The 24,482-nt window shown below is 73.0% G+C and carries 26 protein-coding genes; 10 read left to right on the top strand and 16 right to left on the bottom strand.

The window, feature by feature from the left end; translation table 11 throughout:
* Positions 1 to 84 precede the first annotated feature (84 nt).
* On the top strand, positions 85 to 522 hold the full coding sequence (locus AB5J73_RS17280) for a DoxX family protein (protein ID WP_370970703.1): 438 nt from the start codon (positions 85 to 87) through the stop codon (positions 520 to 522).
* Here AB5J73_RS17280 and AB5J73_RS17285 read toward each other — a convergent pair.
* Entirely contained in the window at positions 519 to 1,229 is a 711-nt protein-coding gene (locus tag AB5J73_RS17285; protein WP_370970704.1) for a TIGR03089 family protein, read from the bottom strand. The genes AB5J73_RS17280 and AB5J73_RS17285 overlap by 4 nt on opposite strands.
* 108 nt (positions 1,230 to 1,337) lie before the next feature.
* On the opposite strand from AB5J73_RS17285, the gene AB5J73_RS17290 reads away from it, so the two are divergent.
* Positions 1,338 to 2,174: an NAD(P)H-binding protein gene (locus tag AB5J73_RS17290; RefSeq protein WP_370970705.1), complete on the top strand. Its 837-nt coding sequence runs from the start codon at positions 1,338 to 1,340 to the stop codon at positions 2,172 to 2,174.
* 81 nt (positions 2,175 to 2,255) lie between these two features.
* On the opposite strand, the gene AB5J73_RS17295 is transcribed toward AB5J73_RS17290, so the two are convergent.
* Both AB5J73_RS17295 and AB5J73_RS17300 read right to left on the bottom strand, forming a co-directional pair.
* On the bottom strand, positions 2,256 to 3,527 hold the full coding sequence (locus AB5J73_RS17295) for an LCP family protein (RefSeq protein ID WP_370970706.1): 1,272 nt from the start codon (positions 3,525 to 3,527) through the stop codon (positions 2,256 to 2,258).
* 37 nt (positions 3,528 to 3,564) lie between these two features.
* Positions 3,565 to 5,091, bottom strand: a complete 1,527-nt coding sequence (locus tag AB5J73_RS17300; RefSeq protein WP_370970707.1) for an LCP family protein — start codon at positions 5,089 to 5,091, stop codon at positions 3,565 to 3,567.
* Between the two features lie 138 nt (positions 5,092 to 5,229).
* On the opposite strand from AB5J73_RS17300, the gene rfbB reads away from it, so the two are divergent.
* Both rfbB and rfbD read left to right on the top strand, forming a co-directional pair.
* On the top strand, positions 5,230 to 6,219 hold the full coding sequence (rfbB, locus tag AB5J73_RS17305) for a dTDP-glucose 4,6-dehydratase (protein WP_370970708.1): 990 nt from the start codon (positions 5,230 to 5,232) through the stop codon (positions 6,217 to 6,219).
* Between the two features lie 9 nt (positions 6,220 to 6,228).
* Positions 6,229 to 7,119, top strand: a complete 891-nt coding sequence (gene rfbD / locus AB5J73_RS17310; protein ID WP_370970709.1) for a dTDP-4-dehydrorhamnose reductase — start codon at positions 6,229 to 6,231, stop codon at positions 7,117 to 7,119.
* Here rfbD and AB5J73_RS17315 read toward each other — a convergent pair.
* The gene (locus AB5J73_RS17315) at positions 7,098 to 7,673 is read right to left on the bottom strand and encodes a TetR/AcrR family transcriptional regulator (protein ID WP_370970710.1); all 576 of its coding nucleotides are present in this window, start codon (positions 7,671 to 7,673) and stop codon (positions 7,098 to 7,100) included. The genes rfbD and AB5J73_RS17315 overlap by 22 nt on opposite strands.
* 75 nt (positions 7,674 to 7,748) lie before the next feature.
* Here AB5J73_RS17315 and AB5J73_RS17320 point away from each other — a divergent pair, with 75 nt between their 5' ends.
* Entirely contained in the window at positions 7,749 to 8,486 is a 738-nt protein-coding gene (locus AB5J73_RS17320; protein WP_370973212.1) for an ABC transporter ATP-binding protein, read from the top strand.
* Here the strand turns inward: AB5J73_RS17320 and AB5J73_RS17325 are convergent.
* The 3 genes from AB5J73_RS17325 to AB5J73_RS17335 are packed head-to-tail and all read right to left on the bottom strand — an operon-like array spanning position 8,480 to position 13,025.
* Positions 8,480 to 9,565 carry a glycosyltransferase family 4 protein gene (locus AB5J73_RS17325; RefSeq protein ID WP_370970711.1) on the bottom strand — a complete coding sequence of 362 codons (1,086 nt, stop codon included), beginning with the start codon at positions 9,563 to 9,565 and terminating at the stop codon, positions 8,480 to 8,482. The genes AB5J73_RS17320 and AB5J73_RS17325 overlap by 7 nt on opposite strands.
* Positions 9,558 to 12,059 carry a glycosyltransferase gene (locus AB5J73_RS17330; protein ID WP_370970712.1) on the bottom strand — a complete coding sequence of 834 codons (2,502 nt, stop codon included), beginning with the start codon at positions 12,057 to 12,059 and terminating at the stop codon, positions 9,558 to 9,560. The genes AB5J73_RS17325 and AB5J73_RS17330 overlap by 8 nt, the downstream gene beginning before the upstream one ends.
* Positions 12,060 to 12,089: 30 nt before the next feature.
* Positions 12,090 to 13,025 (bottom strand): glycosyltransferase family 2 protein, encoded by a 936-nt coding sequence (locus AB5J73_RS17335; RefSeq protein ID WP_370970713.1) that lies wholly within the window; start codon positions 13,023 to 13,025, stop codon positions 12,090 to 12,092.
* A 9-nt stretch (positions 13,026 to 13,034) separates the two neighbouring features.
* Between AB5J73_RS17335 and AB5J73_RS17340 the strand changes: the two genes are divergently transcribed.
* Positions 13,035 to 14,111: a glycosyltransferase family 4 protein gene (locus AB5J73_RS17340; RefSeq protein ID WP_370970714.1), complete on the top strand. Its 1,077-nt coding sequence runs from the start codon at positions 13,035 to 13,037 to the stop codon at positions 14,109 to 14,111.
* Positions 14,112 to 14,183: 72 nt separating this feature from the next.
* Positions 14,184 to 15,314, top strand: coding sequence for a glycosyltransferase family 4 protein (locus tag AB5J73_RS17345; RefSeq protein ID WP_370973214.1), 1,131 nt, complete (start codon positions 14,184 to 14,186; stop codon positions 15,312 to 15,314).
* A gap of 112 nt (positions 15,315 to 15,426) precedes the next feature.
* Here AB5J73_RS17345 and AB5J73_RS17350 read toward each other — a convergent pair whose 3' ends face one another.
* On the bottom strand, positions 15,427 to 15,960 hold the full coding sequence (locus tag AB5J73_RS17350; RefSeq protein ID WP_370970715.1) for a hypothetical protein: 534 nt from the start codon (positions 15,958 to 15,960) through the stop codon (positions 15,427 to 15,429).
* A 135-nt stretch (positions 15,961 to 16,095) separates the two neighbouring features.
* Here AB5J73_RS17350 and AB5J73_RS17355 point away from each other — a divergent pair, with 135 nt between their 5' ends.
* Positions 16,096 to 16,953, top strand: a complete 858-nt coding sequence (locus tag AB5J73_RS17355) for a glycosyltransferase family 2 protein (RefSeq protein ID WP_370970716.1) — start codon at positions 16,096 to 16,098, stop codon at positions 16,951 to 16,953.
* On the opposite strand, the gene AB5J73_RS17360 is transcribed toward AB5J73_RS17355, so the two are convergent.
* A complete protein-coding gene (locus AB5J73_RS17360) occupies positions 16,950 to 17,402 on the bottom strand; it encodes a hypothetical protein (protein ID WP_370970717.1) in 453 nt (150 codons plus the stop codon). The genes AB5J73_RS17355 and AB5J73_RS17360 overlap by 4 nt on opposite strands.
* A gap of 142 nt (positions 17,403 to 17,544) precedes the next feature.
* Here AB5J73_RS17360 and AB5J73_RS17365 point away from each other — a divergent pair, with 142 nt between their 5' ends.
* Positions 17,545 to 18,624 (top strand): sugar phosphate nucleotidyltransferase, encoded by a 1,080-nt coding sequence (locus tag AB5J73_RS17365; protein ID WP_370970718.1) that lies wholly within the window; start codon positions 17,545 to 17,547, stop codon positions 18,622 to 18,624.
* A 3-nt stretch (positions 18,625 to 18,627) separates the two neighbouring features.
* Positions 18,628 to 19,524, top strand: coding sequence for a DNA-3-methyladenine glycosylase (locus AB5J73_RS17370; protein WP_370970719.1), 897 nt, complete (start codon positions 18,628 to 18,630; stop codon positions 19,522 to 19,524).
* Between the two features lie 147 nt (positions 19,525 to 19,671).
* Here the strand turns inward: AB5J73_RS17370 and AB5J73_RS17375 are convergent, their stop codons facing one another.
* The 7 genes from AB5J73_RS17375 to AB5J73_RS17405 are packed head-to-tail and all read right to left on the bottom strand — an operon-like array spanning position 19,672 to position 24,474.
* Positions 19,672 to 19,950 carry a hypothetical protein gene (locus tag AB5J73_RS17375; RefSeq protein ID WP_370970720.1) on the bottom strand — a complete coding sequence of 93 codons (279 nt, stop codon included), beginning with the start codon at positions 19,948 to 19,950 and terminating at the stop codon, positions 19,672 to 19,674.
* Positions 19,950 to 20,315, bottom strand: coding sequence for a GntR family transcriptional regulator (locus AB5J73_RS17380; protein ID WP_370970721.1), 366 nt, complete (start codon positions 20,313 to 20,315; stop codon positions 19,950 to 19,952). The genes AB5J73_RS17375 and AB5J73_RS17380 overlap by 1 nt, the downstream gene beginning before the upstream one ends.
* A complete protein-coding gene (locus tag AB5J73_RS17385; RefSeq protein ID WP_370970722.1) occupies positions 20,312 to 20,809 on the bottom strand; it encodes a hypothetical protein in 498 nt (165 codons plus the stop codon). The genes AB5J73_RS17380 and AB5J73_RS17385 overlap by 4 nt, the downstream gene beginning before the upstream one ends.
* A gap of 27 nt (positions 20,810 to 20,836) precedes the next feature.
* On the bottom strand, positions 20,837 to 21,382 hold the full coding sequence (locus AB5J73_RS17390) for an NUDIX hydrolase (RefSeq protein ID WP_370970723.1): 546 nt from the start codon (positions 21,380 to 21,382) through the stop codon (positions 20,837 to 20,839).
* Positions 21,379 to 22,773 (bottom strand): coenzyme F420-0:L-glutamate ligase, encoded by a 1,395-nt coding sequence (locus tag AB5J73_RS17395; RefSeq protein ID WP_370970724.1) that lies wholly within the window; start codon positions 22,771 to 22,773, stop codon positions 21,379 to 21,381. The genes AB5J73_RS17390 and AB5J73_RS17395 overlap by 4 nt, the downstream gene beginning before the upstream one ends.
* The gene (gene cofD, locus AB5J73_RS17400; RefSeq protein ID WP_370970725.1) at positions 22,709 to 23,698 is read right to left on the bottom strand and encodes a 2-phospho-L-lactate transferase; all 990 of its coding nucleotides are present in this window, start codon (positions 23,696 to 23,698) and stop codon (positions 22,709 to 22,711) included. The genes AB5J73_RS17395 and cofD overlap by 65 nt, the downstream gene beginning before the upstream one ends.
* Positions 23,695 to 24,474, bottom strand: a complete 780-nt coding sequence (locus AB5J73_RS17405; RefSeq protein ID WP_370970726.1) for a GNAT family N-acetyltransferase — start codon at positions 24,472 to 24,474, stop codon at positions 23,695 to 23,697. The genes cofD and AB5J73_RS17405 overlap by 4 nt, the downstream gene beginning before the upstream one ends.
* Positions 24,475 to 24,482 lie beyond the last annotated feature (8 nt).

A 24,482-nucleotide genomic window follows, 5' to 3' on the forward strand; every position in this document is an offset into this window, starting at 1 on the left:
CCCTCCGGAGCTTCGATCGGGCGTCCCGGAGCCCTAGCTTGGGGCGGGTCAGTTGAAAATTCACCCACCGGGGAGCTGAAACCGATGTTCGGACGATTCAAGGACGTGGCCCTGTTGCTGGGGAGGATCGGCGTCGCGGTCGTCTTCCTCGCGCACGGCATCCAGAAGTGGAACAACGGCATCGACGGCACGGCGAAGTTCTTCGAGATGACGGGCATCCCGCTGCCCACGGCCGCCGCGGTCTTCGCGATGACCGTCGAAATCCTCGGGTCCGTCGCGTTCATCGCCGGTTTCCTGCTGCCGCTGGTCGGCATCGGGTACGTCGTGATCTCGGTCGGCGCGCTGCTCTCGGTGCACATCGACAACGGCCTGACCGGGCAGGGCGGCTACGAGCTCGTCCTGGTGCTGGCGCTGGCCGGGCTCGCCCTCGGCTTCAACGGCGGGCGGCTCTCGCTGGACCACCTGCTGTGGGGCCGCAAGCGCGCCCGCCGCGCCGAGGTCGGCGAACTGCAGAACGCTTAGGCCGGGAGGTCCGCCGTGGTGCGCTCCGCATCACGGCGGGCACCCAGTTTCGCCTCGTCCGCGTTGCTGATGTGGACCAGGTGGGCGCCGGCGGCGAGGGGGACGAGGAGGCCGTCGAGGATGCCCGCCGGCCCGTCCCAGTCCCTTGTGGACAGCACGCGGTCGTCGGCGGACAGTCCCAGTTTCGCCGCGCGGGCGCGGGCTTCGGCCAGTACTTCGTCCACAGTGGAGTCGAAGAGCGCCGCGGTGTCGCCGGGGACCGGGAAGAGCGGGCTGTACTGGTCGCCCGCCATCCGGGACTCCGTCAAGTAGTCGAACGCGCCGCCGCCCGGCGGTTCGGCGAGGCCGCGGCCCATCGGGTCGAGCGTGACGACGGCGGTCGCGGTCGCGCCGGTCGGCTCCGGGTCGTCCGGCCCGACGAACGCCACCCGCGCGCCGGCGCCCTCGGTCACCACGCGCGCCCCGCACCACCACGCCCCGAGCAGCACGCCGACGGTCTGCCAGTGCGCCGGGAGCTGCACGGCCACCGCGTCGCCCGGCTCGACGTCGAACTCCTCGGTCAGCCAGTTGGCCGTCTTCGCCGCCCAGTTGGCGGTGGTCGCCACGGACAGCTCGACGCGGCTGCCGAGCTGGTCGTCGTAGTGGGTGATCAACGGTCGGGCGGGCGAGGCCAGCAGCGGGCGCAGCAGCTCGTCGGTCAGGCTCATGGGGACAAGGCTAAAGCGCGGACCAGGGGCCTCGCCGGTTGACACCGGATCCTCGGGCTGAGTAGCTTTGCTTTGCAAGCAAAGCTATCTGGGAACTGGGGAACAGCCATGACCATTCTCGTCACCGGAGCCCGCGGGAACGTCGGGCGGGCGGTGCTGGAGGAGCTCGTCGCCGCAGGTCAGGACGTACGCGCGGCGAGCCGGGACGCGACGTCGCTCGACGTCCCGGACGGCGTCGCGAAGGTGAGCGCGGACCTCGAAGACGCCTCGACGCTGGACACCGCGCTGGCGGGGGTGTCCGCGGTCTTCCTGTACACGCGGCCGCAGGGGATCGAGGGGTTCGTGAAGGCGGCCGAGGCGGCCGGCGTCGGGCACGTGGTGCTGCTGTCGTCGGCGGCGACGCTCGAGCCGCAGTCCGCGCAGAGCCGGATCGCGCGGCTGCACCACGCCGTCGAGCAGGCGTTGGCGGCGGCGCCGTTCGCCTCGACGGTGCTGAACCCGGGCGCGTTCGCGACGAACACCCTGGGCTGGCGCGCGGACATCGCGGAGGGCGTCGTCCGCACGGCGTACCCGGACTCGAAGATCGGCGCCGTCCACGAGCGCGACATCGCGGCGGTCGCGGCCCGGATCCTGATCGACGGCTCGCACGTCGGCGAAGCCCTCGCGCTGACGGGCCCGGAGCCGATCTCGTTCCGCGAGCAGGCGGCGGTGCTCGCGGACGTCCTCGGGCGGCCGTTGCCGGTCGAGGAGCTGACGCCGGAGCAGGCGGCCGAGCGGATGACCGCGCTGGGCTGGCCGCCCGAGGTCCCGCCGGAGATCCTGCGGGCGTGGGCGCGGACTTCACGGGAGCCGTCGCTGGTGACGGACGTGGTGCGCGAGGTGACGGGCCGCGCGCCGCGCACCTTCCGCCAGTGGGCAGAGGACCACCGCACGGACTTCGCCTGACGGGACCCGCACTTTCACGTGAAAGTGCCGCGTTGGTTCCGTGTGAGGTGGCCGCACTTTCACGTGAAAGTGCGGCTTGGGTCAGTTGACGCAGGGGACGCCGGGGGTGGCTTGGTGCAGCGGTGCCGCGGCGGGGGCGGCGGGGGCGGCGCCGCTGCCCGAGCCGCCGCCGGCCGGAGCCGGGGTTGCCGTGCGGCCCGCCAGGCCGGCCACGTACTCCCGGACCGCCTTCGGGTCGATCTCCACGATGCTCTGCCCGTCTTCGCTCCGCCCGTTCGCCGTGATCACCGGGATCGTCGCGAACGCCAAGTCGCCCGACGCGATCCCCTTCGCCTGCTGCGCGAACTGCAGCAGGTCGAGTCCCGGGTCGATCGTCAGCGCGCGGTGGACCGCGTCCATCAGGCCGTTCAGCGTTCCGGGGCTGGTCAGCGTCCCCGCCGACAGCACCTGGTGCAGGGCCGACGACAGGAACGCCTGCTGGCGCACGATCCGGTCCAGGTCGCCGCGCGGGAGGTTCTTGCGCTGGCGGACGAACGACAACGCTTCGCCGCCCGACACCGTTTGCTCGCCGCGGCGGAAGTTCGCGCCCGAGTCCTTGTCCTCGGTCGCGTGGTTCAGGCAGACCTTCACGCCGCCGAGTGCCTCGGTCAGCAGGTAGAAGCCCAGCAGGTTGACCTCGGCGTAGTGGTCGATCCGCACCTGCGTCAGGTCCTGGACCGCCTGCACCAGCACCCGGCGGCCCTCGGTGTCCGAATCGCGCTCGATCTTCGCCTGGTCGCGCTCGCCCTGGCCGCGCAGCTCCTGCGCGAAGTGCGCCTTCGCGATGCCGTACGCCGAGTTGATCTTCGCCTTGCCGCGGCCGGGGATGTCGGTCCACGTGTCGCGCGGGATTGAGACCGCCGACGGCTTGCCGCCGTTCTTCGGCACCCGCAGGACGATCACCGTGTCGGTGTTCACCGCGCCGTTGTTGGCTTCCGTGCGCAGCTGCCGCAGGAGCCGCGCCGGGAGGGGGTTGCCCTGGGCGTCCGTTCGCGCGTCGCTCCCGACCAGGAGGATGTCGTCCGCGCCGTCGTCCGCCGGAGGTGGCGCGGGCTCGCCGGCGCGCGGGGTCAGCGCGTCGGTCGTCGGGACCGTGCTCTGCAGCTGGTCCTTCGTCACGTACGCGTAGCCGCTGGCGCCGAGCGCGAGCAGCGACACCAGGCCGACCGCGACCCGGCGGGTCACCCGGCCGGCTCGTCGCGCGCGCGACGGCACCGGAGCGGGCGCTTCCCGCGGAAACGGCGACGGCTTCCACTCGTCGCTCTGCGTCACCGGTTCGGCGGCCGCTTCCGGCTTTTCCTGCTCGTCTTCCACCCTGGCCTACCTCCCCCGACCACCCTGCGTACGCAGTCTAGTTGACGCAGGGGACGTCGCCCGCCGTGATCGGCGGCGCGGCGGGGGTGGTGGCCGCCACGGAGGACGCCGGCGGCTTCGCGGCCGTCGACGTCGGCGCACCGCCCGGGCCGGCGGCCGAGTTCCGGAAGTCCTTGCCGAGCAGCACGCGCACGTGCCCGGCGGTGACGTCCCGGTCCGGCTCGGCCTGGACCGTGGTGCCCAGTGCCTGCTTGACCAGGGCCAGCGCGCTGTCGTCGGCCGGGTTGTACCGGACGATCGTCGTGTTGCGGGTGCTCAGCTTCTGGTCCGCGGCGAGCGTGAAGCCCTTGCTCTGCAGCATCGCGTGCGTCTGGGCGGTCAGCGTGGGGGCGCCCGTGCCGTCGAACAGCTCCACCGTGACGGCCTTCGCGCCCGGCAGCTGCGTCGACGTCGGGGCCGCCGGGGTGTCGCCGTCCGACGTCAGCCGGGCGACCTCCGCCGCCACCGACGGCTGGTCGACGCGGAGCACGTCCGCGCCGCCGATCACCGCGTTGCCCAGCGTCGGGATGGTGTGGAACTCGATGTTGCCGCCGGTCAGGCCGCGCATCTGCTCGGCGAACTCGGTCAGGTCCCAGCCCTGCGAGAGCACGACCGACTTCTTCACCGCCGCCACGAGGTCGGCGATCTTCCCCGGGCTGGTCAGCACGTCGGTGGAGATGACCTTGCGGGCCAGCCCGGACAGGAACGCCTGCTGGCGGGCGATCCGGTCGAGGTCGTAGTTGGGCAGGCCGTAGCGCTGGCGGACGAACGCGAGCGCCTGCACGCCTTCGATCGTCTGGCGGCCGCCCGGCAGGTCCACGCCGGACTTCACTTCCTTGACCGGCCCGTTGAGACAGACCTCGACGCCGCCGATCGACTTCGTGATCTCGTAGAAGCTCGCCAGGTTGACCTCGGCGTAGCGGTCGATCATGCCCGGCTTGCCGATGAACTTCTCGATCGTCGCGATCAGGTTCTTCCGCCCGGCGACCTTCGCTTCCGCGTCGGCCTGCTTCAGGTCGGTCACACCCTGGCGCTGCAACGTTTTGTAAGTGTCCGTGTACGCGTAGACGAACGCGCTGTTGAGCTTGTGCTTGCCGTAGCCGCCGGCCAGCTCCACCCAGGAGTCGCGGGGGAACGAGATCGCGATCGCGTGCTTCCCGTTCTGGGGGATGTGCACGAGGATCATCGTGTCGGTGTTCAGCTCGCCGTCGGAGACCCCGGCGTGCAGCATGTCCAGCACCTCGCGGGGCAGCGGGTTGCCCTGCGCGTCGGTGCGGCTGTCCTGGCCGACCAGGAGGATGTCGATCGCGCCGTCGAGCGGCTTCGCGTGCGCTTCGGTGTCGGCGAAGACGTTCGTGGTGGTCAGGCCGGTGTTCGGGTCACCGATGAAGTGCCAGCCGTACCAGGTCAGGGCCAGGATCGCGACGGACAGCAGCGACACGACGACCTTGCCGCCGCGCCGCGCGTAGAGCGCGGCACCGCTGCCGCGGCGCGCCGGGACGGGCGGCGCAGGCCATTCGGTCACGCGCTTCCTCCCCTGTGAAACCCCGTACTTCCCCCAGGGCACCAGTGTGCCTCCAGTGAGACTCTACTGAGGGTGTTGTAGGACCTCCGTAGGCTGGGGGCGGATTGCCCCGTCCGGGGCGCGAGGAAAGGCGGGGTTATGCGGGTCCTGGTCACCGGTGGTGCGGGCTTCATCGGGTCGCACTACGTCCGGCAGGTGCTGACCGGCGCCTACCCGGCGCTGCGTGACGCCGAGGTGGTGGTGCTGGACAAGCTCACCTACGCCGGCAACGAGGCCAACCTGGCCCCGGTCGCCGCCGACCCGCGGTTGCGGTTCGTCCGCGGCGACATCTGCGACACCGCGCTGGTCACCGACGTCATGCGCGGCGTCGACCTGGTCGTGCACTTCGCCGCGGAGTCGCATGTGGACCGCTCGATCCTCGGCTCCGCCGACTTCGTGCTGACGAACGTGCTCGGCACCCAGAACCTGCTGCAGGCGGCCGTCGAGGCGGGCGTCGGCAAGTTCGTGCACGTGTCCACCGACGAGGTGTACGGCTCGATCGCGGAGGGTTCGTGGACCGAAGACCACGTGCTGGAGCCGAACTCGCCGTACTCGGCGTCGAAGGCGTCGTCGGACCTGGTGGCACGCTCGTTCTTCCGCACCCACGGGCTGCCGGTCTGCGTCACGCGGTGTTCCAACAACTACGGTCCGTACCAGTTCCCGGAGAAGGTCATCCCGCTGTTCGTCACCAACCTGCTGGACGGGCGGAAGGTGCCGCTCTACGGCGACGGCCTGAACGTCCGTGACTGGCTGCACGTGGACGACCACTGCCACGGCATCCAGCTGGTCGCCGAGGGCGGGCGGCCCGGCGAGATCTACAACATCGGCGGCGGCACCGAGCTGACCAACCGCGCGCTGACCGAGAAGCTGCTGTCCGCGGTGGGGGCGGACTGGGACAGCGTCGAACCGGTCGAGGACCGCAAGGGCCACGACCGCCGGTACTCGGTGGACATCACGAAGATCAACCAGGAGCTGGGGTACGCTCCGCGCGTGTCCTTCGAGGACGGTCTGGCCGCGACAGTGGCCTGGTACACGGACAATCGCGCGTGGTGGGAGCCCCTGGCGGAGCGGGCCGCGCTGAAGAAGTAAGGACTTTCTGTGCGGCTGACGGTGCTCGTGCCCGGTGGTTCCGGACAGCTCGGCCGGGATTTCGCCGCGCTGGCGTCTCCTTCGGTGGACGTGGTGGCCCCGGGTTCCGCGGAACTCGACGTGACGGCGACGGGCCAGGTCCTCGCGGCGGTCGGCGCGCTGGCCGACCGGGCGAAGGAGTCCGGCTCGGCGCCGGTGGTCGTCAACGCGGCGGCGTACACGGCCGTCGACGCGGCGGAGAAGGACGAAGAGCGCGCGTTCGCGGTGAACGCCGACGGCCCCCGCGTCCTGGCGGCGGCGTGCGCGGCCCGGCGCGTGCCGCTGATCCACGTCTCGACGGACTACGTGTTCTCCGGCGAAGCTTCGGCGCCGTACGAGCCGTCCGACGAGCTGGGGCCGCGGTCGGCGTACGGCCGCACGAAGGCGGCGGGCGAGGACGCGGTCCTCGGTTCCGGGGCGTCGTCCTGGGTGGTGCGGACCGGCTGGCTGTACGGGAAGTCCGGGTCGAACTTCGTGAAGACCATGGCTTCGCTGGAGGCTTCGCGGGACACGCTGTCCGTTGTGGACGATCAGGTGGGCGGTCCCACGTGGACCGCCGACCTGGCCGCGGGGCTGCTGGAGCTGGCGTCCCGCGTGGCGGGCGGGGACGGCCCGGAAGCACGGGTCCTGCACTGCACGAACGCCGGTTCGGTGAGCTGGTGCGGCTTCGCCCGCGCGGTCTTCACGCGGCTGGGTGCGGATCCCGCGCGGGTGCACCCCTGCACGACGGCGGAGTTCCCGCGCCCGGCGGCGCGTCCGGCGTACTCGGTGCTGTCGCCGTCGTCGTGGAAAGAGGCGTGGCTGACGCCGATGCGGCCGTGGGAAGCGGCGCTGGACGCCTACTTCGCGGCCGCCAAGTAGGCGAGCGCTAGTTCGGTCGTCTCGGCGGCCCACGTGGTCCAGTCCAGGCCGTCGGGCCAGTAGCGGCAGGTCGCGGCCCGGTGCACGCAGGCGCCGATGACCGTCCGCGCGGCCATCCGGACGGCCGGGCTGTCCCCCGCCGTTTCGACGAACGCCCGCTGGATCGCGGCCAGCGCCCGGAGACCGCGTTCGCGGCCGTCGGCGCGCTGGCCGTCGAGCAGCTCGGGGAAGATCCGGTCGTGGGCGGCGAACGTTTCCGCCAGGGCCCGTGTGAAGGCGGCGACTGCCTCGCGCGGGCCTGACTCGCCGAGTGCTTCGGCGACGTTCGTTTCCAGCCGGCCGAGCAGCTGGTCCTTCACGGCGAACAGCAGCTGGTCCTTGCCGTCGAACCGGCGGTAGATCGCGCCCACCGACAGCCCGGCCCGCTCGGCGACCGCGCCGATCGTGAACTCCTCGTGGCCGCGGTGGGCCAGCACGTGCTCGGCGGCGGCCAGCACTTTCTCCAGCGACGCCCGGCTGCGGGCCTGCTGGGGTGGGTGAAAGCCCTGCGACACGGATACCTCCCACGGACGGGGTCAGATGCGAATGATAACTTGCGTTCGCATTCGAGCCGTGGAGGGGTGGCAGCTGTGGTGAGCATCGAGGTGCGCAACGCCTACGTCGACTTCCCGATCTTCGACGCCAAGACCCGGTCGCTGAAGAAACGCGTGCTGGGCAAGGTCGGCGGGAAGATCGGCACCGGCACGAAGACGCCGATCATCGAGGCGCTGCGGGACATCACGCTGTCGCTGGCGGACGGCGACCGCGTCGGGCTCGTCGGGCACAACGGCGCCGGCAAGTCCACCCTCCTGCGCCTGCTTTCCGGCATCTACGAGCCGACCCGGGGCCACACCCGGGTCGTCGGGCGGATCGCGCCGGTGTTCGACCTCGGCGTCGGCCTCGACCCCGAAGCCTCCGGCCGCGAGAACATCCTGATCCGCGGCCTGTTCCTCGGCATGAACCGCGCCCAGATGGAGAAGCGCGTCGACGACATCGCGGAGTTCACCGAACTCGGCGACTACCTGCACCTGCCGCTGCGCACCTACTCCGCGGGCATGCGCGTCCGGCTCGCGCTCGGCGTCGTCACCACCATCGACCCCGAAATCCTCATCCTCGACGAGGGGCTCGGCGCCATCGACGCGGCCTTCCTCGCCAAGGCCCGCGAACGCCTGGTCGACCTCGCCCGCCGCTCCGGGGTCCTCGTCTTCGCTTCGCACTCCGACGAACTGCTCAACGAGCTGTGCACCAGTGCACTGTGGATGGACGAAGGCCGGATCCGGGCGAGCGGTCCGCTCGACGAGGTCCTCGCTGTCTACAAAGGTCAGTGACGGCCGGAGGCCAGGCGGTACGCGCCCACCGTCAGTTCCGCGCACGTGCGCCACGTGAAGCCCGCCGCGTGGGTGCGGCGGGCCGCCGACGTCGCCACCGCGTGCGGGTCCGTCACCGCGGTCCGCAGCGCCGAGGCCAGGCTGTCCACGTCGCCGTACGGGACCAGGCTCGCGCAGTCGCCCGCCACTTCGCGCAGAGCCGGGATGTCCGTGCACACCACCGGGACGTCCGAGGCCATCGCCTCCAGCACCGGCAGGCCGAAACCCTCGTCGCGCGAAGGCAGCACCAGCGCCGACGCGCCCGCCACCACCGTGCGCAGGTCCACATCGGACAGGTAGCCGGTCTGGCGGCGGCGGGGGCCGTGCGGGAACGGGCCCGGGCCGGCGAACACCAGGTCCGGCAGGTCCGGGGCCGCGTCGTGGGCGCGGGTCAGCCAGTCCAGGCCCTTGCGCGGGCCCGCCGCGCCCGCGAACAGCAGATAACGCGCGGGCAGGCCCAGGCGGGCGCGGCGCTCGTCGTCCGGGGGCCGCGCGGTGAACCACGCCGGGTTGACGCCCAGCGGGGTCACCACGATCTTGTCGCGGGAGACGTCGAGGCGCTCCGCCACCGCGTCCGCGACCGCGGCCGTCGGCGTGCAGATCACGTTCGCCCGGCGCGCGCCGCGGCGGACCAGTTCCGGGAGGTCTCGGTCGCTCGGCGCGAGCTCGGCCGGGTTGTCCAAAAAGGCCAGATCGTGGATGGTCACCACGCCCGCCGCGCGGAACCGGGCCGGCAGCACGAAGTTCGTGCCGTGCACGACGTCGGTCGGGCCGGCGAACAGCTCCACCGGCGGGAAGTTCGCCCGCAGCCACGCCATCCGCAGCAGCCGCGCCGCCACCGGCATCCCGCGGGCACGGGCGCCGTACGGGAGCACGTGCCGCAGCCGCCGCCAGCCGCGCAGCGTGAAGGCCACCGCGCGCGTGTCCACCTCGGGGATCGACACCAGCTCTTCGATCAGGGCGGACGTGTACCGCCCGATCCCGGTGCGCGCGCCGAGGAGCGGGGTGCCGTCGAGGAGGACGCTGAGGGACCTACCCACGGCGGAGCCGTTGCTTCGCGACCTTGAGCACGCGGCCGCCCGCGCGCCGGGCCAGTTCGCCGGCCCCGCCCGCGGCCAGGTACTCCCGCACCAGGTCGACGTCCCGGCGCAGCAGCGCCCGCCCGCGCACCGCCGGCGTCGTCACCAGGTCGGCCGAGCCGGGCAGCCGGTCGGCCGCCGGGCGCGGGTCGCGGCAGAACTCCACCAGCGGCTTCAGCGCTTCGGGCCACGCGAACCGCTGCGCGACGACGGCGATCCGCTCGACGCAGGCCGCGGCGAACTCCTCGTCGTACAACGACTTTTCGAGCGCGTCCGCCAGTGCGGAGGCGTCCTCGGCCGGGACGACGACCCCGAGCTTCTCCGCCCGCACCAGGTCGGCGAAGGCGTCGCCGTCGGTGGTGACGATCGGCAACCCCGCCCACAGGTAGTCGAGGACTCGGGTGCGGAACGCGAACGTCGTCTCGACGTGCTCGTAGTGCGTCGTCACGCCGCAGTTCGCGTCGAGCAGCCAGTTCTGGCGCTCGTGGTAGGGCACCCACTGCTCGTTGAAGTAGACGTGCTTGCCGGTCAGCCCCAGCGAATCCGCGAGCCGGATCGTCCGGGCGCCGATGTCCATCTCGGCGACCTCGGGGTTCGGGTGCTTCATCCCGAGGAACACCAGCCGGACGTCGCCGCGGCGGCGGCGCAGCTCGTCGATCGCGCGGACCAGGGTCAGCGGGTCGAACCAGCTGTACACCCCGCCCGCCCAGAGCACGACGTGGTCGGTGCCGCCGATGCCCAGCGACGAGCGCAGGCCCGGCCCGGTGCGCACCGGCGGTTCCGGCGACAGGCCGAAGGGGACGACCGCGAGCAGCGACTGCGTCGTCGGGTCGGCGTCGTAGAGCCGCGGCGAAAGCCGGCCCAGCGCGGCCAGGTGGCCGAGCCAGAAGTGCCGCTGCCGCTCGGACGCGCAGAGGAAGAAGTCGCCGCGCTCGAGCTGCGCGTCCAGCACCTTCGTGACGCCCGCGAGGTCGGCCGCGCGCTGGTCGTCGGCGACGCCCTTGCCCTGCTCCAGCAGTTCGAGGTGCATCGGGTCGTAGAGGTCGGCGACGACGATCTTGCCGCTGTGCTGCTTCTTCAGCGTCGGCGCCAGTTCCAGCACGTGACCCTGCAGGACGACGACGTCGGCCCAGGCGATCGGCGCGTCCAGCTCGCGGTGCTTGCCGGCGCTGACGCGGAACGGCGCGGGCGGCGGCGTGGCGAGCGGGTTGGTGGTGACGAGGTGGACGTCGTGCTCGGCGGCCAGCGCCAGCGCGATGTTCCAGGCGCGGATCGCCGGGCCCGCCATCCGCTCGGTGAGCGCGTCGCCGGTGATCACGAGGATCTTCCGCCGCTGCCCGAACGCCTTCTCGATGCCGAACGCCTCGACGAGGATGTCGTGCGCGGCGAGGTAGCGCGGCAGCGGGTAGGCGGGCTCCAGCGCCTTGCGCAGCAACGGAAGCAGGTCGGCGTCGGTGCGGACGCGGGCGGCCTGCTCGATCGCCCGTGACTCGGCGAGCGAGGGCAGCTGCTCGACGAACTGGTCGATCGCCAGCAGTCCGGCCAGGGTGCTCCGCGGGACGGCGACGTCGCCGGACTCGATCGGGCCGACGCCCTGCTCGAGGTCGAGCTGGGTCGCGTCCAGCTCGCCGCGGGCGGTCGCCCGGCGCACGGCCAGCGCGAGCGCGGCGGGCAGCGCGCGCGCCAGGGTCTCGTCGGACAGGTTCTTGTAGAGCGCGGCGAGGGCGTTGCGCTCCAGGAGGAAGGTCTCGCGGCCGGTCTCCGGCGCGTCGACCGCGGACATCGTGCCGTGGTGGCGGTGGAACGCCTGCGATTCCGGGACGTACCGGACCCGCCAGCCACGCAGGTTGAGCCGCCAGCCGAGGTCGACGTCCTCGTAGAACATGAAGAACCGCTCGTCGAAGCCGCCGAGCTCGGCGAACACGCCGGCCCGGACGAACATCGCCGAGCCGGTGCCGAACAGGACGTCCTTCGCGACCTCGTGCTCGGCGGCCGGGACGTCGGCCAGCGGGCTGCCCGCGTGGCGCTTGTAGCCCATGCCGAACCAGGTCAGGCCGCCGTCGACGAAGTCGGTGCCGGTGCCGTCCCAGTCGAGGACCTTGCTGGCGACGGCGGCGACGCGGGGCTGGGCTCGCAGCTCGGCGACGGCCGCGGCGACCCAGCCGGGCGCCGGGCGGGCGTCGTTGTTGAGGAAGCCGAGGACGGTGCCCTTCGCGTGCTTCGCACCGAGGTTGCAGCCGCCCGCGAAGCCGGTGTTGCGCCCGGCTTCGATCACCTGGGCCTGGGGGACGGCTTCGCGGATGCGCGCGGCCTCGTCCGAGTTGTCGACGCAGACCAGCTCGAGCTCGGCGTAGTCGTGCTCGGCGAGCGCGCGCAGACACGCGATCGTGTCGTCGGCACCGCGGTAGTTCACCACGATCACCGAGACGAGCGGTTGCGGTTCCCCCTGCGCCAAAGCCTGCTCCTTCGTCGGGTGGGCGCCAGCTTAAAGGCCCGCCCAAGCCTCCCAGACCGCGCCTCGGCCCAGCGCCGCGCCGCGGCCGATCTTGCGCCGCGCGAGCAACGTCGCTGGTAGCCGCGCGGTCACCTCGGCCAGCACCCGGCAGCGCAGCCCGAACCGGAAGTTCGCCGCGGCGGGCCGCCCGGGCCGCAGCGGCAGCACCGCTGTCACCACGGCGAACCTGACCAGCTGGTTCACCGCGACGCCGCGGGGTGCGCAGCGCAGCAGCATGAGCAGCCGGTTGCGCTCGTTCCAGCGGTGGAACAGCGGCGAGCCGGGTTTGCTGCTGAGGCCGTGGGCGTGCCGGACGCGGGCGTCGGGCGCCGCGACGACGTCCCAGCCGGCCAGCCGCAACCGCCACGCGGTGTCGGTGTCCTCGTAGTAGCAGAAGAAGGCCGCCGGGACGCCGTGCACGCCGCGGAGGGCGTCGGTGCGCAGGAGGGCGGCGCCGCCGCAGAAGCCGAACACCTCGCCGGCGGGCTCGGTGAGGTCGGCACCGTGGCCGTCGGCGGTCAGCCGGACCCCGGCGGACTGGGTGGTGCCGTCGGGCCGCACGAGCAGCGAGGTCGCCGCGGCGGCCAGCGGCGCTTTTTCGAGGGTGTCCTCCAGCGTCGCGAGCCAGTCGGGCTCGGGCTCGGCGTCGTCGTTCAGCCACGCGATCAGCGGCGTATCGACTTTCTCGAGCGCGACCGCGAGGGCGCCCGCGTAGCCGGTGTTGCGCGGGAGGCGGATTACTTGCGGACGCGAAGGATGGGCTTCGAGCAGGGCGGCGGTGCCGTCGTCGGAGGCGTTGTCCACCACGAGCGTCCGATGTGGACGCGGCTGCGCGGCGAGCGCGTCGAGGCAGGCGGTGACGTGCCCGGCACCCCGCCAGGTCACGACGACCACCGTGGTGGCGGGATTCGCGGTCACGTCCCGCACAATAGCCGCGTGCCCAGATTGGTCGTGCTCGCCGAGCAGCTCCTCGCGCCCGTGCCCGGTGGCACCGGGCGCTACACGGCGGAGCTGCTCCCCGCGCTCGCCAAGACCGCGCCGCCGGGCTGGACGGTGTCCAGCGTCGTCGCGCGGCACGCCGACGTGACCGCGGCCGAGCTCGACGGCGTCGAGGGCCCGCGGGTGCTCCGGATCCCGCCGCGCGCGCTGGTCGCCGCGTGGCAGCTGGGCCTGCGCTGGTGGCCGGGCGGCGACGCGGTGCACGCGCCGACCCCGTTCGCGCCGCCGCGCGCCCCGGCCGGGAAGACGCTGAGCGTGACCGTGCACGACACCGTGCCGTGGACCCACCCCGAGACGCTGACCGCGCGCGGCGTGAGCTGGCACCGGTCGATGATCGCCCGCGCCGCGCGGCGGGCGTCCGGGCTGGTCGTGCCGACGCGGGCGGTCGCCGACGAGCTGGCGGTGCTGATCGACCTCGACGTCCCGGTGCGCGTGGTCCCGCACGGCGTGCGCGTGCCCGCCGGCGACGCGGACCTGGAGCTGCCCGCCCAGTACGTGCTGGCGGTCGGCACGATCGAGCCGCGCAAGGGCATCGACGTGCTGATCGACGCGGTCGCGGCGCTCGACGGCGCGATGCTCGTGCTCGCCGGCCAGCCGGGCTGGGGCGACGTCGACCCGGTCGCGCTGGCCGCCGAACGCGGGCTGCCCGCGGACCGGCTGCGGATGCTCGGGAAGGTGTCGGACGCCGAGCTGGCGACCGCGCTGCGCCACGCGAGCGTGCTGGCCGTGCCGAGCCTCGCCGAGGGGTTCGGGCTCGGCCTGCTGGAGGCCATGGCGGCCGGGGTCCCGGTGGTGCACACCGACGTCCCGGCCCTGGTCGAGGTGGCCGGCGGCGCGGGCGTGACGGTGCCGCGCGGCGACGCGGCGGCCCTGTCGGCCGCGCTCCGGGAGGTGCTCGGCTCGCCGTCGCGCGCGGCCGAGCTGGTGCGCGCGGGCCGGGAGCGGGCGAAGACGTTCACCTGGCGCCGCGCCGCGGAAGCCGTCTGGGCGATCCACCGGCGGGCTCACGATTAGCCCGGTTTGCCAGTTCCCCACCAGCGCGAAGGGCCGCCGCCGTACCCTGCAGGGGTGAGCGATGACCCCCGGGTGCTGATCGACGCGACCGCGGTGCCCGCGGACCGCGGCGGGGTGGGCCGGTACGTGGACTCGCTGGTCGCCGCCCTCGACGCGGACGGCGCGCGGCTCACGGTCGTCTGCCAGCCCCGCGACCTGCAGCTTTACGATCGGCTGGCGCCGCGCTCCCGCGTCGTCCCGGCCTCGCCGTCGACGACCACCCGCACGGCGCGGCTGACCTGGGAACAGGCGACCCTGCCGCGGCTGACCCGCCGCCTCGGCGCGGACGTCGTCCACTCGCCGCACTACACGATGCCGCTCGCGACGTCGGCGGCCTCGGTGGTCACGCTGCACGACGCGACGTTCTTCACGGACGCGGTGCTCCACTCGTCGGTGAAGGCCCGCTTCTTCCGCGCCTGGACGGCGACGGCGCTCCGGCGCGCGACGCTGTGCGTGGTCCCCTCGGCGGCGACGGCGACGGAGCTGGCCCGCGTCGGCCCGGTCCGGCACGCCTCCTTGGAAGTCATTCACCACGGCGTCGACACCGAACGCTTCCACCCGCCGTCCCCGGCGGAGATCGCCGCGGCGCGGGCGGCTGTCGGGCTGGGGCGGACCCCGTACGTGGCGTTCTTGGGGGCGCTGGAGCCGCGGAAGAACGTGCCGGCGTTGATCCGGGGGTTCGCCCGGGCGGTGGCCGGGCGGGCGGACGCGCCGGCTCTGGTGCTGGCCGGGCAGCCGGGGTGGGACACGCAGGTGGAGCGGGCTTTGGACGCCGTGCCGCACCGGCTGCGGGTCATCCGGGCGGGGTACCTGCCGTTCGGGACGCTGGCGGGGTTCCTGGGGGGTTCCGAGCTGGTGGCTTATCCGTCGCTGGGGGAGGGGTTCGGGTTGCCGGTCCTCGAGGCGATGGCTTGCGGGGCTTGTGTGCTGACGACCCGGCGGCTTTCGTTGCCGGAGGTCGGTGGGGACGCGGTGGCGTACTGCGGTGTCGGCGCCGGTGATGTGGCGGCGGCGATCAGCGAGCTGCTGGCGGACCCGGGGCGACGGGCGGAACTGGCGACGGCGGCGCAGCAGCGGGCGAAGGAGTTTTCCTGGGCGACGACGGCGGAGCGTCACCGGGAGGCTTACGGGAAGGCCTGGTCACGGCACCTCCGCAGCCGCTGACCCGTTCCGGGCGGTGAGCGACGGTGGTACGCTGGGTGGGCGAGGTCCCCGTGGGACCGAGTATGGAAGCCCGTGACGCGTCCGGACGGTCGTCTCACGGGCTTTTCGCTGTCTACACCTCGAAGCGTTCGGTGACCAGCGGGCTCGCGCGGCGCCGCCAGTCGCCACCCGCCCCGACGCACCAAGCCACCGCATCGGAAATCCACAGGAGCGGTTCCGCGGTCGAGTCGACGTGCTCATAGGTGAGTTCGGTCTTCGACGGCCGTGCGCCGAGGGCTCGTTGGAGGGTCTGGCGGTCGTGCGCGTCACGGTGGTCCCGGCTGTCGAGCACCAGCCGATGGGCCTGCGCCCCGAGCAGATCCTGGGCGAGCAGCGCCAGGCAGCGTTGCCGGGCCGTTTCCTCGGTCTTGGGCGCGCAGGTGGCGAGGTAGATCCAGGAAGTCACCGGCAGCGCCGCCATCCGGTCGATGAGCATTCTGCGGCGAGGTTCTTTTTCCTTCTTGAAATGCAGCTCGCGCCCACCGCGCAGCAGGAGCGGCAGCAACGCGCGCCGGGTGGGGGTCAGATGGGCCGGCTCCACGATGGTCGCGCAGAGTAGATAGCTGCCGGCACGTGCTGACTCGTCGACGAAGGCGTGCACCGTCATCCCGACATCATGACGTGCGGTGTTGTACGTGACGAAGTCGGGTGACTACCTGCAGTGACCGCTGCTGATTTCTCCGAGCGTGCCTCTGACCCGGGGTGCCGGGGAAGCGCTGCGTGACGAAGGGACAATGGCCCGGTGACTGAGCAGACCCGCTACGGCGACCAGATCGGCGTCGTCACCGTGACGTACTTCTCCGGCGAAACCCTCGAGCGGTTCCTCGACACGCTCGAGAAGGCCACCGATCGCGACGTGCAGGTCGTCGTCGCCGACACCGTCTCCACCGATGGTGCGCCTGAGAAGGCCGCAAAGCGCGCGAACGTGCACCTGCTCAGCATCGGCGAGAACGTCGGGTACGGGACCGGGTGCAACCGCGGGGTCGCCGAGCTGGACGACCGGTACGGGTGGATCGTCATCTCCAACCCGGACCTCGAATGGGAGCCCGGCTCCCTCGACACGCTGCTCGACGCCGCGAAGCGGTGGCCGCGCGGTGGGTCCTTCGGGCCGCTGATCCACGAGCTCGACGGGACCACCTACCCCTCCGCCCGGCTGCTGCCCTCCTTCGGGCGCGGGATCGGGCACGCCGCGCTCGGGAAGGTCTGGCCGGGGAACCCCTGGACCAAGCAGTACCGGCAGGAGACCGGGACACCCGTCGAGCGCACGGCCGAGTGGCTGTCCGGGTCCTGCCTGCTGCTGCGCCGGGAGGCGTTCGAGTCGGTCGGGGGCTTCGATTCGCGGTACTTCATGTACTTCGAGGACGTCGACCTCGGGGACCGGCTCGGCAAGGCCGGCTGGCTCAACGTCTACGTGCCCTCGGCCGGCGTCATGCACCTCGGCGGGCACTCGACGTCGCAGGCGTCCAAGAAGATGCTCGCCGCGCACCACGCGAGCGCGTACCAGTACCTCGCCGACCGGCACCCCGGGCTGCTCTGGAAGCCCGTGCTGGCCGCGACGAAGCTCGGGCTCGCGCTGCGGCTGAAGCTCGAAACCCGCTAGATCCCGTCGAGCCGGCGGGACAGGTCGGACTTGCCGTTGGTCTGCGTGACCGTCGGCACCAGTCCGGTGTCCTCCGGGTCGGGCTCCTTCAGCGGGCTCGTGATCGGCTCGGCCTGGGGACGGCGCGCCAGCGGCGTGGGCATCGGCGTCGTCGGTGTCGGCGTGCTCAGCGGCGTCGTCTGCTGCGGGCGGCGGCCGCCCGGGACCTCCAGGCGGCGCGTCGGGGACGAGCCGGCCAGCGGGTGGTCGTTCTCCTCGATCAGCGACGCCGGCAGCTGCGTCGTCGTGTCGGGGTCCCGGCTCCGGTCGAGGCCGTCGATCGCCGCGCGCGGGATCTGCTGGGTGTTCGACGAGTCCATCGGTGACGTCGCGCTGTCGGGTGTCACCACGAACACACCACGCGCCTGGGCTCGTGCGAGCAGGGCGTCCGCCCGATCGCGGGGGTCCATCCCCTCGGCCTCCCGACTGACCCGGGGGCCCTCTGGGGAGGGGCCCGCCTGTTTCCTGTCTAGGGTAGGCCCTCCGGGCGACCTCCGTCAGGGTTTCCCGCGGCTTGTCGCTCAGCGGTGCGTGATACAGGAGGAGATTTCCGTGACGTCCGAGGTCGAGGTCGACGCCGTCGTGCTGGTCGGGGGCAAGGGCACCCGGCTGCGCCCGCTCACCCTTTCGGCGCCGAAGCCGATGCTCCCGACAGCCGGGACGCCCTACCTGAGTCACCTGTTCTCCCGCATCCGCGAGGCCGGGATCCGGCACGTCGTGCTGGGGACGAGCTACCGGGCGGAGGTGTTCGAGGAGTACTTCGGCGACGGCAAGTCGATCGGCCTCGACCTGGAGTACGTCGTCGAGGAGGAGCCGCTCGACACCGCGGGCGCCATCCGCAACGTCTACGACAAGCTGCGCGCGGAGCACGTGATCGTCTTCAACGGCGACATCATCTCCGGCTCGGACCTCGGCGAGCAGCTGCGCGTGCACCGCGAGTCCGAGGCCGACGTCACCCTGCACCTGCAGCGCGTGCCGGACCCGAGCCGGTTCGGCTCGGTGCCCACCGACGAGACCGGCCGGGTGCAGGCGTTCCTCGAGAAGACGCCGAACCCGCCGACCGACCAGATCAACGCCGGCTGCTACGTCTTCCGCCGTCCGGTGATCGAGGCCATCCCGACCGGCCGCCGGGTGTCGGTCGAGCGCGAGACGTTCCCGCAGCTGCTGGAGCAGGGCGCGCACGTCCACGGCTTCGTCGACGCGTCCTACTGGCTGGACGTCGGCACGCCGGAAGCGTTCGTCCGCGGCTCGGCGGACCTCGTGCGGGGCGTCGCGCCGACGTCGGCGCTGCCCGGCCGGCCCGGCGAATTCCTGGTCCTCGACGGCGCTTCGGTGGCCGAGGACGCCCAGCTCTCCGGTGGTTCGACCATCGGCGGCGGCGCGGTGGTCGGCTCGGGCGCGAAGATCGACGGCTCGGTCCTGTTCGACGGCGCGGCCGTTTCCGAAGGCGCCGTCGTCGAGCGCTCGGTGCTCGGGCACGGCGCGCGCGTCGGAGCCGGCGCGGTCCTGCGCGGGGTCGTCCTGGGCGACGGCGTGTCCGTCGGCGCCGGCTGCGAGCTGCTGGAAGGCGCCCGCGTCTGGCCCGACACGGTGCTGCCCGACGGCGCGATCCGCTTCTCGAGCGACGCGTAGCCGATGTTCTGGCGCCCCGCGTTCGAGGTCGACCTGGGCCGGGTCCTGGGTCCGCTGAAGCGCGGCCGCGGGTCGCTGAACATCCTCACCGACGAGCGCGGGATCACCTGGCTCGCTTCGAACACCCCGGACGGCCCGGGCACGCTCGCGCTGCGCCGGCTCGCCGACGGCCGCGTCGAGGCGGCGGCCTGGGGGGACGGGGCGGACCGGCTGCTCACCGGCGTCCCGGCGTTGCTGGGGGCGAACGACGACGACACCGGCTTCGTCGCGCACCACGACGTCGTCGCGCGCGCCCGCCGGGCGAACCCCGGCCTGCGGCTGGGTGCGACGGGTGTGGTGTGGGACTGGCTGGTGCTCGCGGTGCTGGAGCAGAAGGTCGCCGGCAAGGAGGCGATCCGGTCGTGGGCCGAGCTGTGCCGCCGGTTCGGCGCGCCGGCACCCGGGCCCGGGCCGGAGCGCCTGCGCGTGCCGCCGACGCCGGTGGCGCTGCGGTCGCTGCCGGACTGGCACTGGCACCGCGCGGGCGTCGACATCAAGCGCCGGACGGCGCTGCTCAACGCCGCTCGCGTGGCCCCGCACCTGGAGCGGGCCGTGGACCTGCGCGGGCTCGAGGGACGGCACTGGCTGCGCCAGGTCCCGGGCATCGGCGTCTGGACGGCCGCGGAGATCGCCCAGCGCGCCTGGGGCGACCCGGACGCGGTGAGCTTCGGCGACTACAACATCCCGTCGATGGTCGGGCACGCCTTGGCGGGCACGAAGACGGACGACGCGGGGATGGCGGAGCTGCTGGCGCCGTACGCCCCGCAGCGGCAGCGGGCGGTCCGGTACCTGGAGGCGGCCGGGCACACGCGCCCGCGGTTCGGCCCGCGCATCGAACTGCGCGACTACCGCGCCATGTGAGGTCCCGGGGACGCCGTGCAGGTGCCCCTCATGGACTTGACCGAGCCGTGCCCGCGCGGTTTGCCGGCGTGGCGTGGGACGTCATGAACGGGTCGTTCATGACGTCCGGCGCGGTGAAAGGGTCGTTCATGACGTCGGGCGACCCGGTCACCTCGTGGCGGCCGGCTGCTGCGGCGGCGGGGGGTAGCCGCCCGGCGGGGGCGGGTACGGGGGCTGCTGGCCCGGGTAGGGCGGCTGGGGCGGGTAGCCCGGGGGCTGCTGGCCGGGGTACGGGGGCTGCGGCGGGTAGCCCGGCTGCTGGTAGCCCGGGTACTGCGGCGGGTACGGCGGCTGCTTGGGCTTGCTCGAGTTGACGATCAGCAGCACCACCCCGACGATGCCCGCGAGCACCACCACGATGATCAGCAGCATCAGCACGCTCACCATCAACCGTTCCCCTCGTCGAGTGCGGCGCGGACGATCGACAGCGCCTCGGCGGAATCGAGGCCCAGCTTACGAGTGATCTTCGCGTACTCCGCCGCGGCCTCCTGGGCGCGGCGGCGGCTCTGGTCACCCGACGCCGCGACGAAGCTGCCCGCGCGGCCGCGCGTCTCGATCAGGCCCGCTTCCTCCAGCTCGCGGTAGGCCCGCGCGACCGTGTTCGGGGCGATGCCCAGGTCGGCCGCGAGCTGCCGGACCGTCGGCAGTTTCGTGCCGACGGCCAGGCTCCGGTCGTTGATCCGCGCCGCGAGCCCGGACCGGACCTGCTCGAAGGGCGGCACCGCCGAGCCGCTGTCGAAGGGGACGATCACCAGCTCTGCGGCCCCGCACCCGGGCCCGGCAGCTGCTGCTGCGGGAACGACGGCCCCTGCGGCGCGTACTGCTGCGGCGCGGGCGGGTACCCCGGCTGCTGCGGGAACCCCTGCTGCGGCGAAGGCGGGTAACCGGGCTGCTGCGGGAATCCCTGCGACGGCGGCGCGAACCCCGGCGGCGGCGGACCCGCCTGCCCCGGGGCGAACCCGGGCTGCGGCGCGGAACCCGCCGGTGCGAACCCCTGCTGCTGCGGCGCAAACCCTTGTTGCTGCGGTGGGAACCCTTGCTGCTGCGGGAAGTTCGGGTTCGGCGGGAACTGCCCGCCGTTCTTCATCGCCTCTTCCCGGCGCATCTTCGACACCCGGACGATCACCGCGACGATGAACACGATGACGCCCAGGATGATCAAGCCGAGCACGATGTACCCGAACACGCCGGTGTCGCCGCCACTGCCGGAGTGGTAGTGCACCCGCTCGGGGAACTGCGTAGCCATGTGGTCCCTCCCTGTCCGCGATCCAGGCTAGTGCCCGGCACCGACAGGAATGGCCGCTTTCACCAGATCGGCGAGATCTTCCGACCCCGCGGGAAGCGCGTCCGCCGGCCACCACCGCAGGTCGTCGGATTCGCTGCTCCGCACCGGCGAAGCGCCCGGCGGGGCGTGCACCGCGAACCGGACGTCGAAGTGCCGCGTCGGCACGCCGAGCGAGCACGTGATCGGGTGGACGTCCAGGTGCACCGGCTCGGCGGAGATCCGCAGCCCCTCGATGCCCGACTCCTCGGTGGCCTCCCGCAGCGCGGCACCGGCCAGCGACGTGTCCGACGGCTCGCAGTGCCCGCCGAGCTGCAGCCAGCGGCCGACGCGCGGGTGCAGCGTGAGCAGCACCCGCGTGCCGGTGTGGTCCAGCAGCACCGCCGACGCCGTGAGGTGCCCGGCCGCGCACGAGCGTTGACAGCTGTCCTCTCGCGCCGCCAGGAAGCCGAGGAACGCCTGCCGCAGGGATTCCTGCGAAGGCTCAGCCGGCCGCCACGAATCCAGCGTCTCGACGGCGTTCGCGTGCAGGGTCACAGCTCCAGCAACCCTTCGCCCGGCGAAACTTCCCCGCGCGGGGGCGGCGAGTCCAGCGGGACGCCGATCGCGACCGAGCCCAGCGGCTGCCAGCGGTCGTCGAGGCCGAGGACGTCGCGGACGAGGTCCGCGGCGAAGATCGTCGACCCGATCCAGCACGAGCCGAGCCCTTCGGCGGCCAGCGCGACCAGCAGGCCCTGCACCGCGGCGCCGCCGGCCACGGTGAACATCGTCTTCTCGCAGTCGTTGCGGCGGTCGTCGCGGTAGGTGTGGGCGCCGTCCGGCACCAGGAACGGGATGACGACTTCCGGCGCCCGGTACAGGATGTCGCCGCGGCTGAGCCGCTTCGCGATCTGCTCCTCGGTGAACTCGTCGCCGGCCAGGTCGGCCCGCCACGATTCGCGCATGGCGTCGAGCAGCTTCTTGCGCGTTCCGCCGTCGCGCAGCCAGGCGAACCGCACCGGGTGCGTGTGGTGCGGCGCGGGCGCGGTCAGCGCCGACCCCACCGCGCGCCGGATCGCCGCGGGATCCACCGGCTCGTCGGCGAACTGCCGCACCGACCGCCGCGCCGGGACGGCTTCGCGGCGCCCCTGCGCGATGGCTTCGTTGGTGCCCAGCCGGAAGAGGTCCTCCGCCAGGGGCCGGATCAGGTTCCGCGCGGTCGAGCCGTCGTCGACGAGGTCCAGCCCGCGCACGACCGCGACCGGCGTCCCGCCCAGCTTGCCCTTGACCAGGTCGGCGGCCGCGGCCAGCTCGTCGGCCACGGCGACCTCGGTCACGGCGAGCTCGTTGCCCTGCCCGTCGATCTGCCCGCGGTAGGCGTGCAGCACGCGCAGCCCGGACGCGCCGATCGCGTTGTCGGTCTGCCCGACGCGCCAGGCGCGGCCCATCGTGTCGGTGACGACGACGGCGACCTCCACGCCGAGCCGTTCCCGCAGGCCGTTGCGCAGCGCCAGCGCGGAGGCGTCGGGATCGGCGGGCAGCAGCGCGACCTCGTCACCGGCGACGTTGGACGCGTCGATCCCGGACGCGGCCTGCACGATGCCCAGCGGGTTCTCGGTGATCACCGTGCGCGCGATCCGCGCGACCACCCGGACGGCTTCCTGCTCGACGAGCTTGCGGCGCTCGGCGTCGCGGGCCTCCGGGTCGGTGGGCACGCGGACGAGCCTGCCCTCGGCCTTGGAGACGATCTTGCTGGTCACGACCAGGACGTCGCCCGAGCGCAGCCACGGCGCGGCCGCCACGATCGCGCCGGTCAGGTCGTCGCCCGGCCGGAACTCCGGCAGCCCGGGGACGGGCAGGATCTCCAGCTTCGGCGAAGCGTGGTCACTCAACAGGGGCTCCAGCGAGTTCGAGCGCGGCGCGGGCCATCGCCGCGGTCGCGTCCACATCGGACATCAGCAGCGGGACGTCGCGGACGGTCACGCCCGGCACGTCGGCCGTCTCGCCCTCGGCGATCAGCCAGCCGTCGAGCACCCCGCCGTCCCGGCGAGAGCCGTAGTGGCGGCCGACCGCCTCGGCCGAGGTCTCGACGCCGATCGCGGTCAGGCACGCGTCGGCCATCCCGCGCAGCGCCTTGCCGCCGATGATCGGCGACACCCCGACGACACCCGCGGACGTCTTGCGCAGCGCGTCCCGGACCCCCGGCACGCCCAGCACGGTGCCGACCGACACGACCGGGTTCGACGGCGCGAACAGCACCGCGTCGGCGTCCTTGAGGGCCTCGAGCACGCCGGGCGCGGGCTTGGCCTCGTCGGCGCCGACCGCGACGATCGAGTGCGCCTTCGGCTCGGCGCGGTAGCGCACCCACCACTCCTGGAAGTGGATGGCCTTCTGCTGGCCGTCCTGCTCCGGGTCGTCGATCACGACGTGCGTCTCGACGCGGTCGTCCGACATCGGCAGCAGCCGGACGCCGGGCTGCCAGCGGTCGCACAGGGCCTCGGTCACCGCCGAGAGCGGGTAGCCCGCGCGCAGCATCCGCGACCGGATGAGGTGGGTGGCGATGTCCTTGTCGCCGAGCCCGAACCAGTCCGGGTCGGCGCCGTAGGCCGCCAGCTCCTCCTTGACCACCCAGGTCTCGCCCGCGTGCCCCCAGCCGCGTTCCTTGTCGATCCCGCCGCCCAGGGTGTACATGCAGGTGTCCAGGTCGGGACAGATCCGCAGCCCGTGCATCCAGACGTCGTCGCCGGTGTTGACCAGCGCCGTCACCTCGTGCTCCGAGTCCCCGGAACCTTCCGCCGGCATCCCCAGCGCCGCCTTGACACCCAGCAGGAAACGGGCCCCGCCCACTCCGCCGACCACTACCACGATCTTCACGACGTCGAATCCTCGCACGAGCCGGGTGCGGGCACCCAGTACCGGTATCTGTGGTGCGGGGCGCAGCCGAGCCCCGCGTAGAGCGCGAGCGCGCCCGAGTTCCCCTCCGCCACCTGCAACACCGCGCGGTCCGCTCCCTGTTCCACGCCCCAGGCTGCCAGTGCCGCCATCAGCGCGGACGCCAGCCCGCGCCGCCGGTGCTCCGGGCGCACGGCCAGGCGCCCGACGTGCAGCCAGCCGTCCACCAGCGCGCCGCGGACCGCGGCCGCCGTGACCCCGCCGTCGGTCACGACGCCGTAGCCGACCTTCCCGCCGGTCAGAACGGCCCGCGCGGCTTCGGTGCCGGCGTCCGACCCGAGCGCCAGCTCCCACCACCCCGCCGTCGCTTCGTCCCGCACTTTCACGTGAAAGTGCGCACCTGGGGGCCGCACTTTCACGTGAAAGTGCGGCTTCTCGAGCGGGGCGGTCAGGACGACGACCTCGTGGCCGGCGCCGTGCGTGGTGGCCGGGACCCAGCCGGAGGCGGCGATCGCGTGCTCGTTGGGGCTGTCGCGGACCACCTGGGCCATCGGCGGGATCCCCCGATCGTGGGCGAAGTCACACACCGCCCGCAGCGCCTCGGGCACCGGCCGGCCGGGGTCGCCGACGGCCAGGACGCTGTTGGCGCGCCCGGTGAACCCGTCCGCCCAGCGCAGGCGCCAGCCGCCCAAGCGCTCCTCGACCAACGGCGGCCATGCTCTGCTGCAGGTGATTTCGAGCGACTCGGGTGCGTTCACCGCTAGAT

The sequence above is a fragment of the Amycolatopsis sp. cg9 genome, assembly GCF_041346945.1.
In the GTDB taxonomy this organism is placed as follows: Bacteria; Actinomycetota; Actinomycetes; order Mycobacteriales; family Pseudonocardiaceae; genus Amycolatopsis.

Bases quoted from the DNA above. Each gene is read 5' to 3' on its own strand.
- AB5J73_RS17285 (WP_370970704.1), bottom strand. From the start codon at position 1,229: ATGAGCCTGACCGACGAGCTGCTGCGCCCGCTGCTGGCCTCGCCCGCC.
- AB5J73_RS17395 (WP_370970724.1), bottom strand. From the start codon at position 22,773: ATGTGGACGCGACCGCGGCGATGGCCCGCGCCGCGCTCGAACTCGCTG.
- AB5J73_RS17280 (WP_370970703.1), top strand. From the start codon at position 85: ATGTTCGGACGATTCAAGGACGTGGCCCTGTTGCTGGGGAGGATCGGC.
- AB5J73_RS17385 (WP_370970722.1), bottom strand. From the start codon at position 20,809: ATGGCTACGCAGTTCCCCGAGCGGGTGCACTACCACTCCGGCAGTGGC.
- AB5J73_RS17290 (WP_370970705.1), top strand. From the start codon at position 1,338: ATGACCATTCTCGTCACCGGAGCCCGCGGGAACGTCGGGCGGGCGGTG.
- AB5J73_RS17360 (WP_370970717.1), bottom strand. From the start codon at position 17,402: ATGGACCCCCGCGATCGGGCGGACGCCCTGCTCGCACGAGCCCAGGCG.
- AB5J73_RS17375 (WP_370970720.1), bottom strand. From the start codon at position 19,950: ATGGTGAGCGTGCTGATGCTGCTGATCATCGTGGTGGTGCTCGCGGGC.
- AB5J73_RS17370 (WP_370970719.1), top strand. From the start codon at position 18,628: ATGTTCTGGCGCCCCGCGTTCGAGGTCGACCTGGGCCGGGTCCTGGGT.
- AB5J73_RS17350 (WP_370970715.1), bottom strand. From the start codon at position 15,960: ATGACGGTGCACGCCTTCGTCGACGAGTCAGCACGTGCCGGCAGCTAT.
- rfbB (WP_370970708.1), top strand. From the start codon at position 5,230: ATGCGGGTCCTGGTCACCGGTGGTGCGGGCTTCATCGGGTCGCACTAC.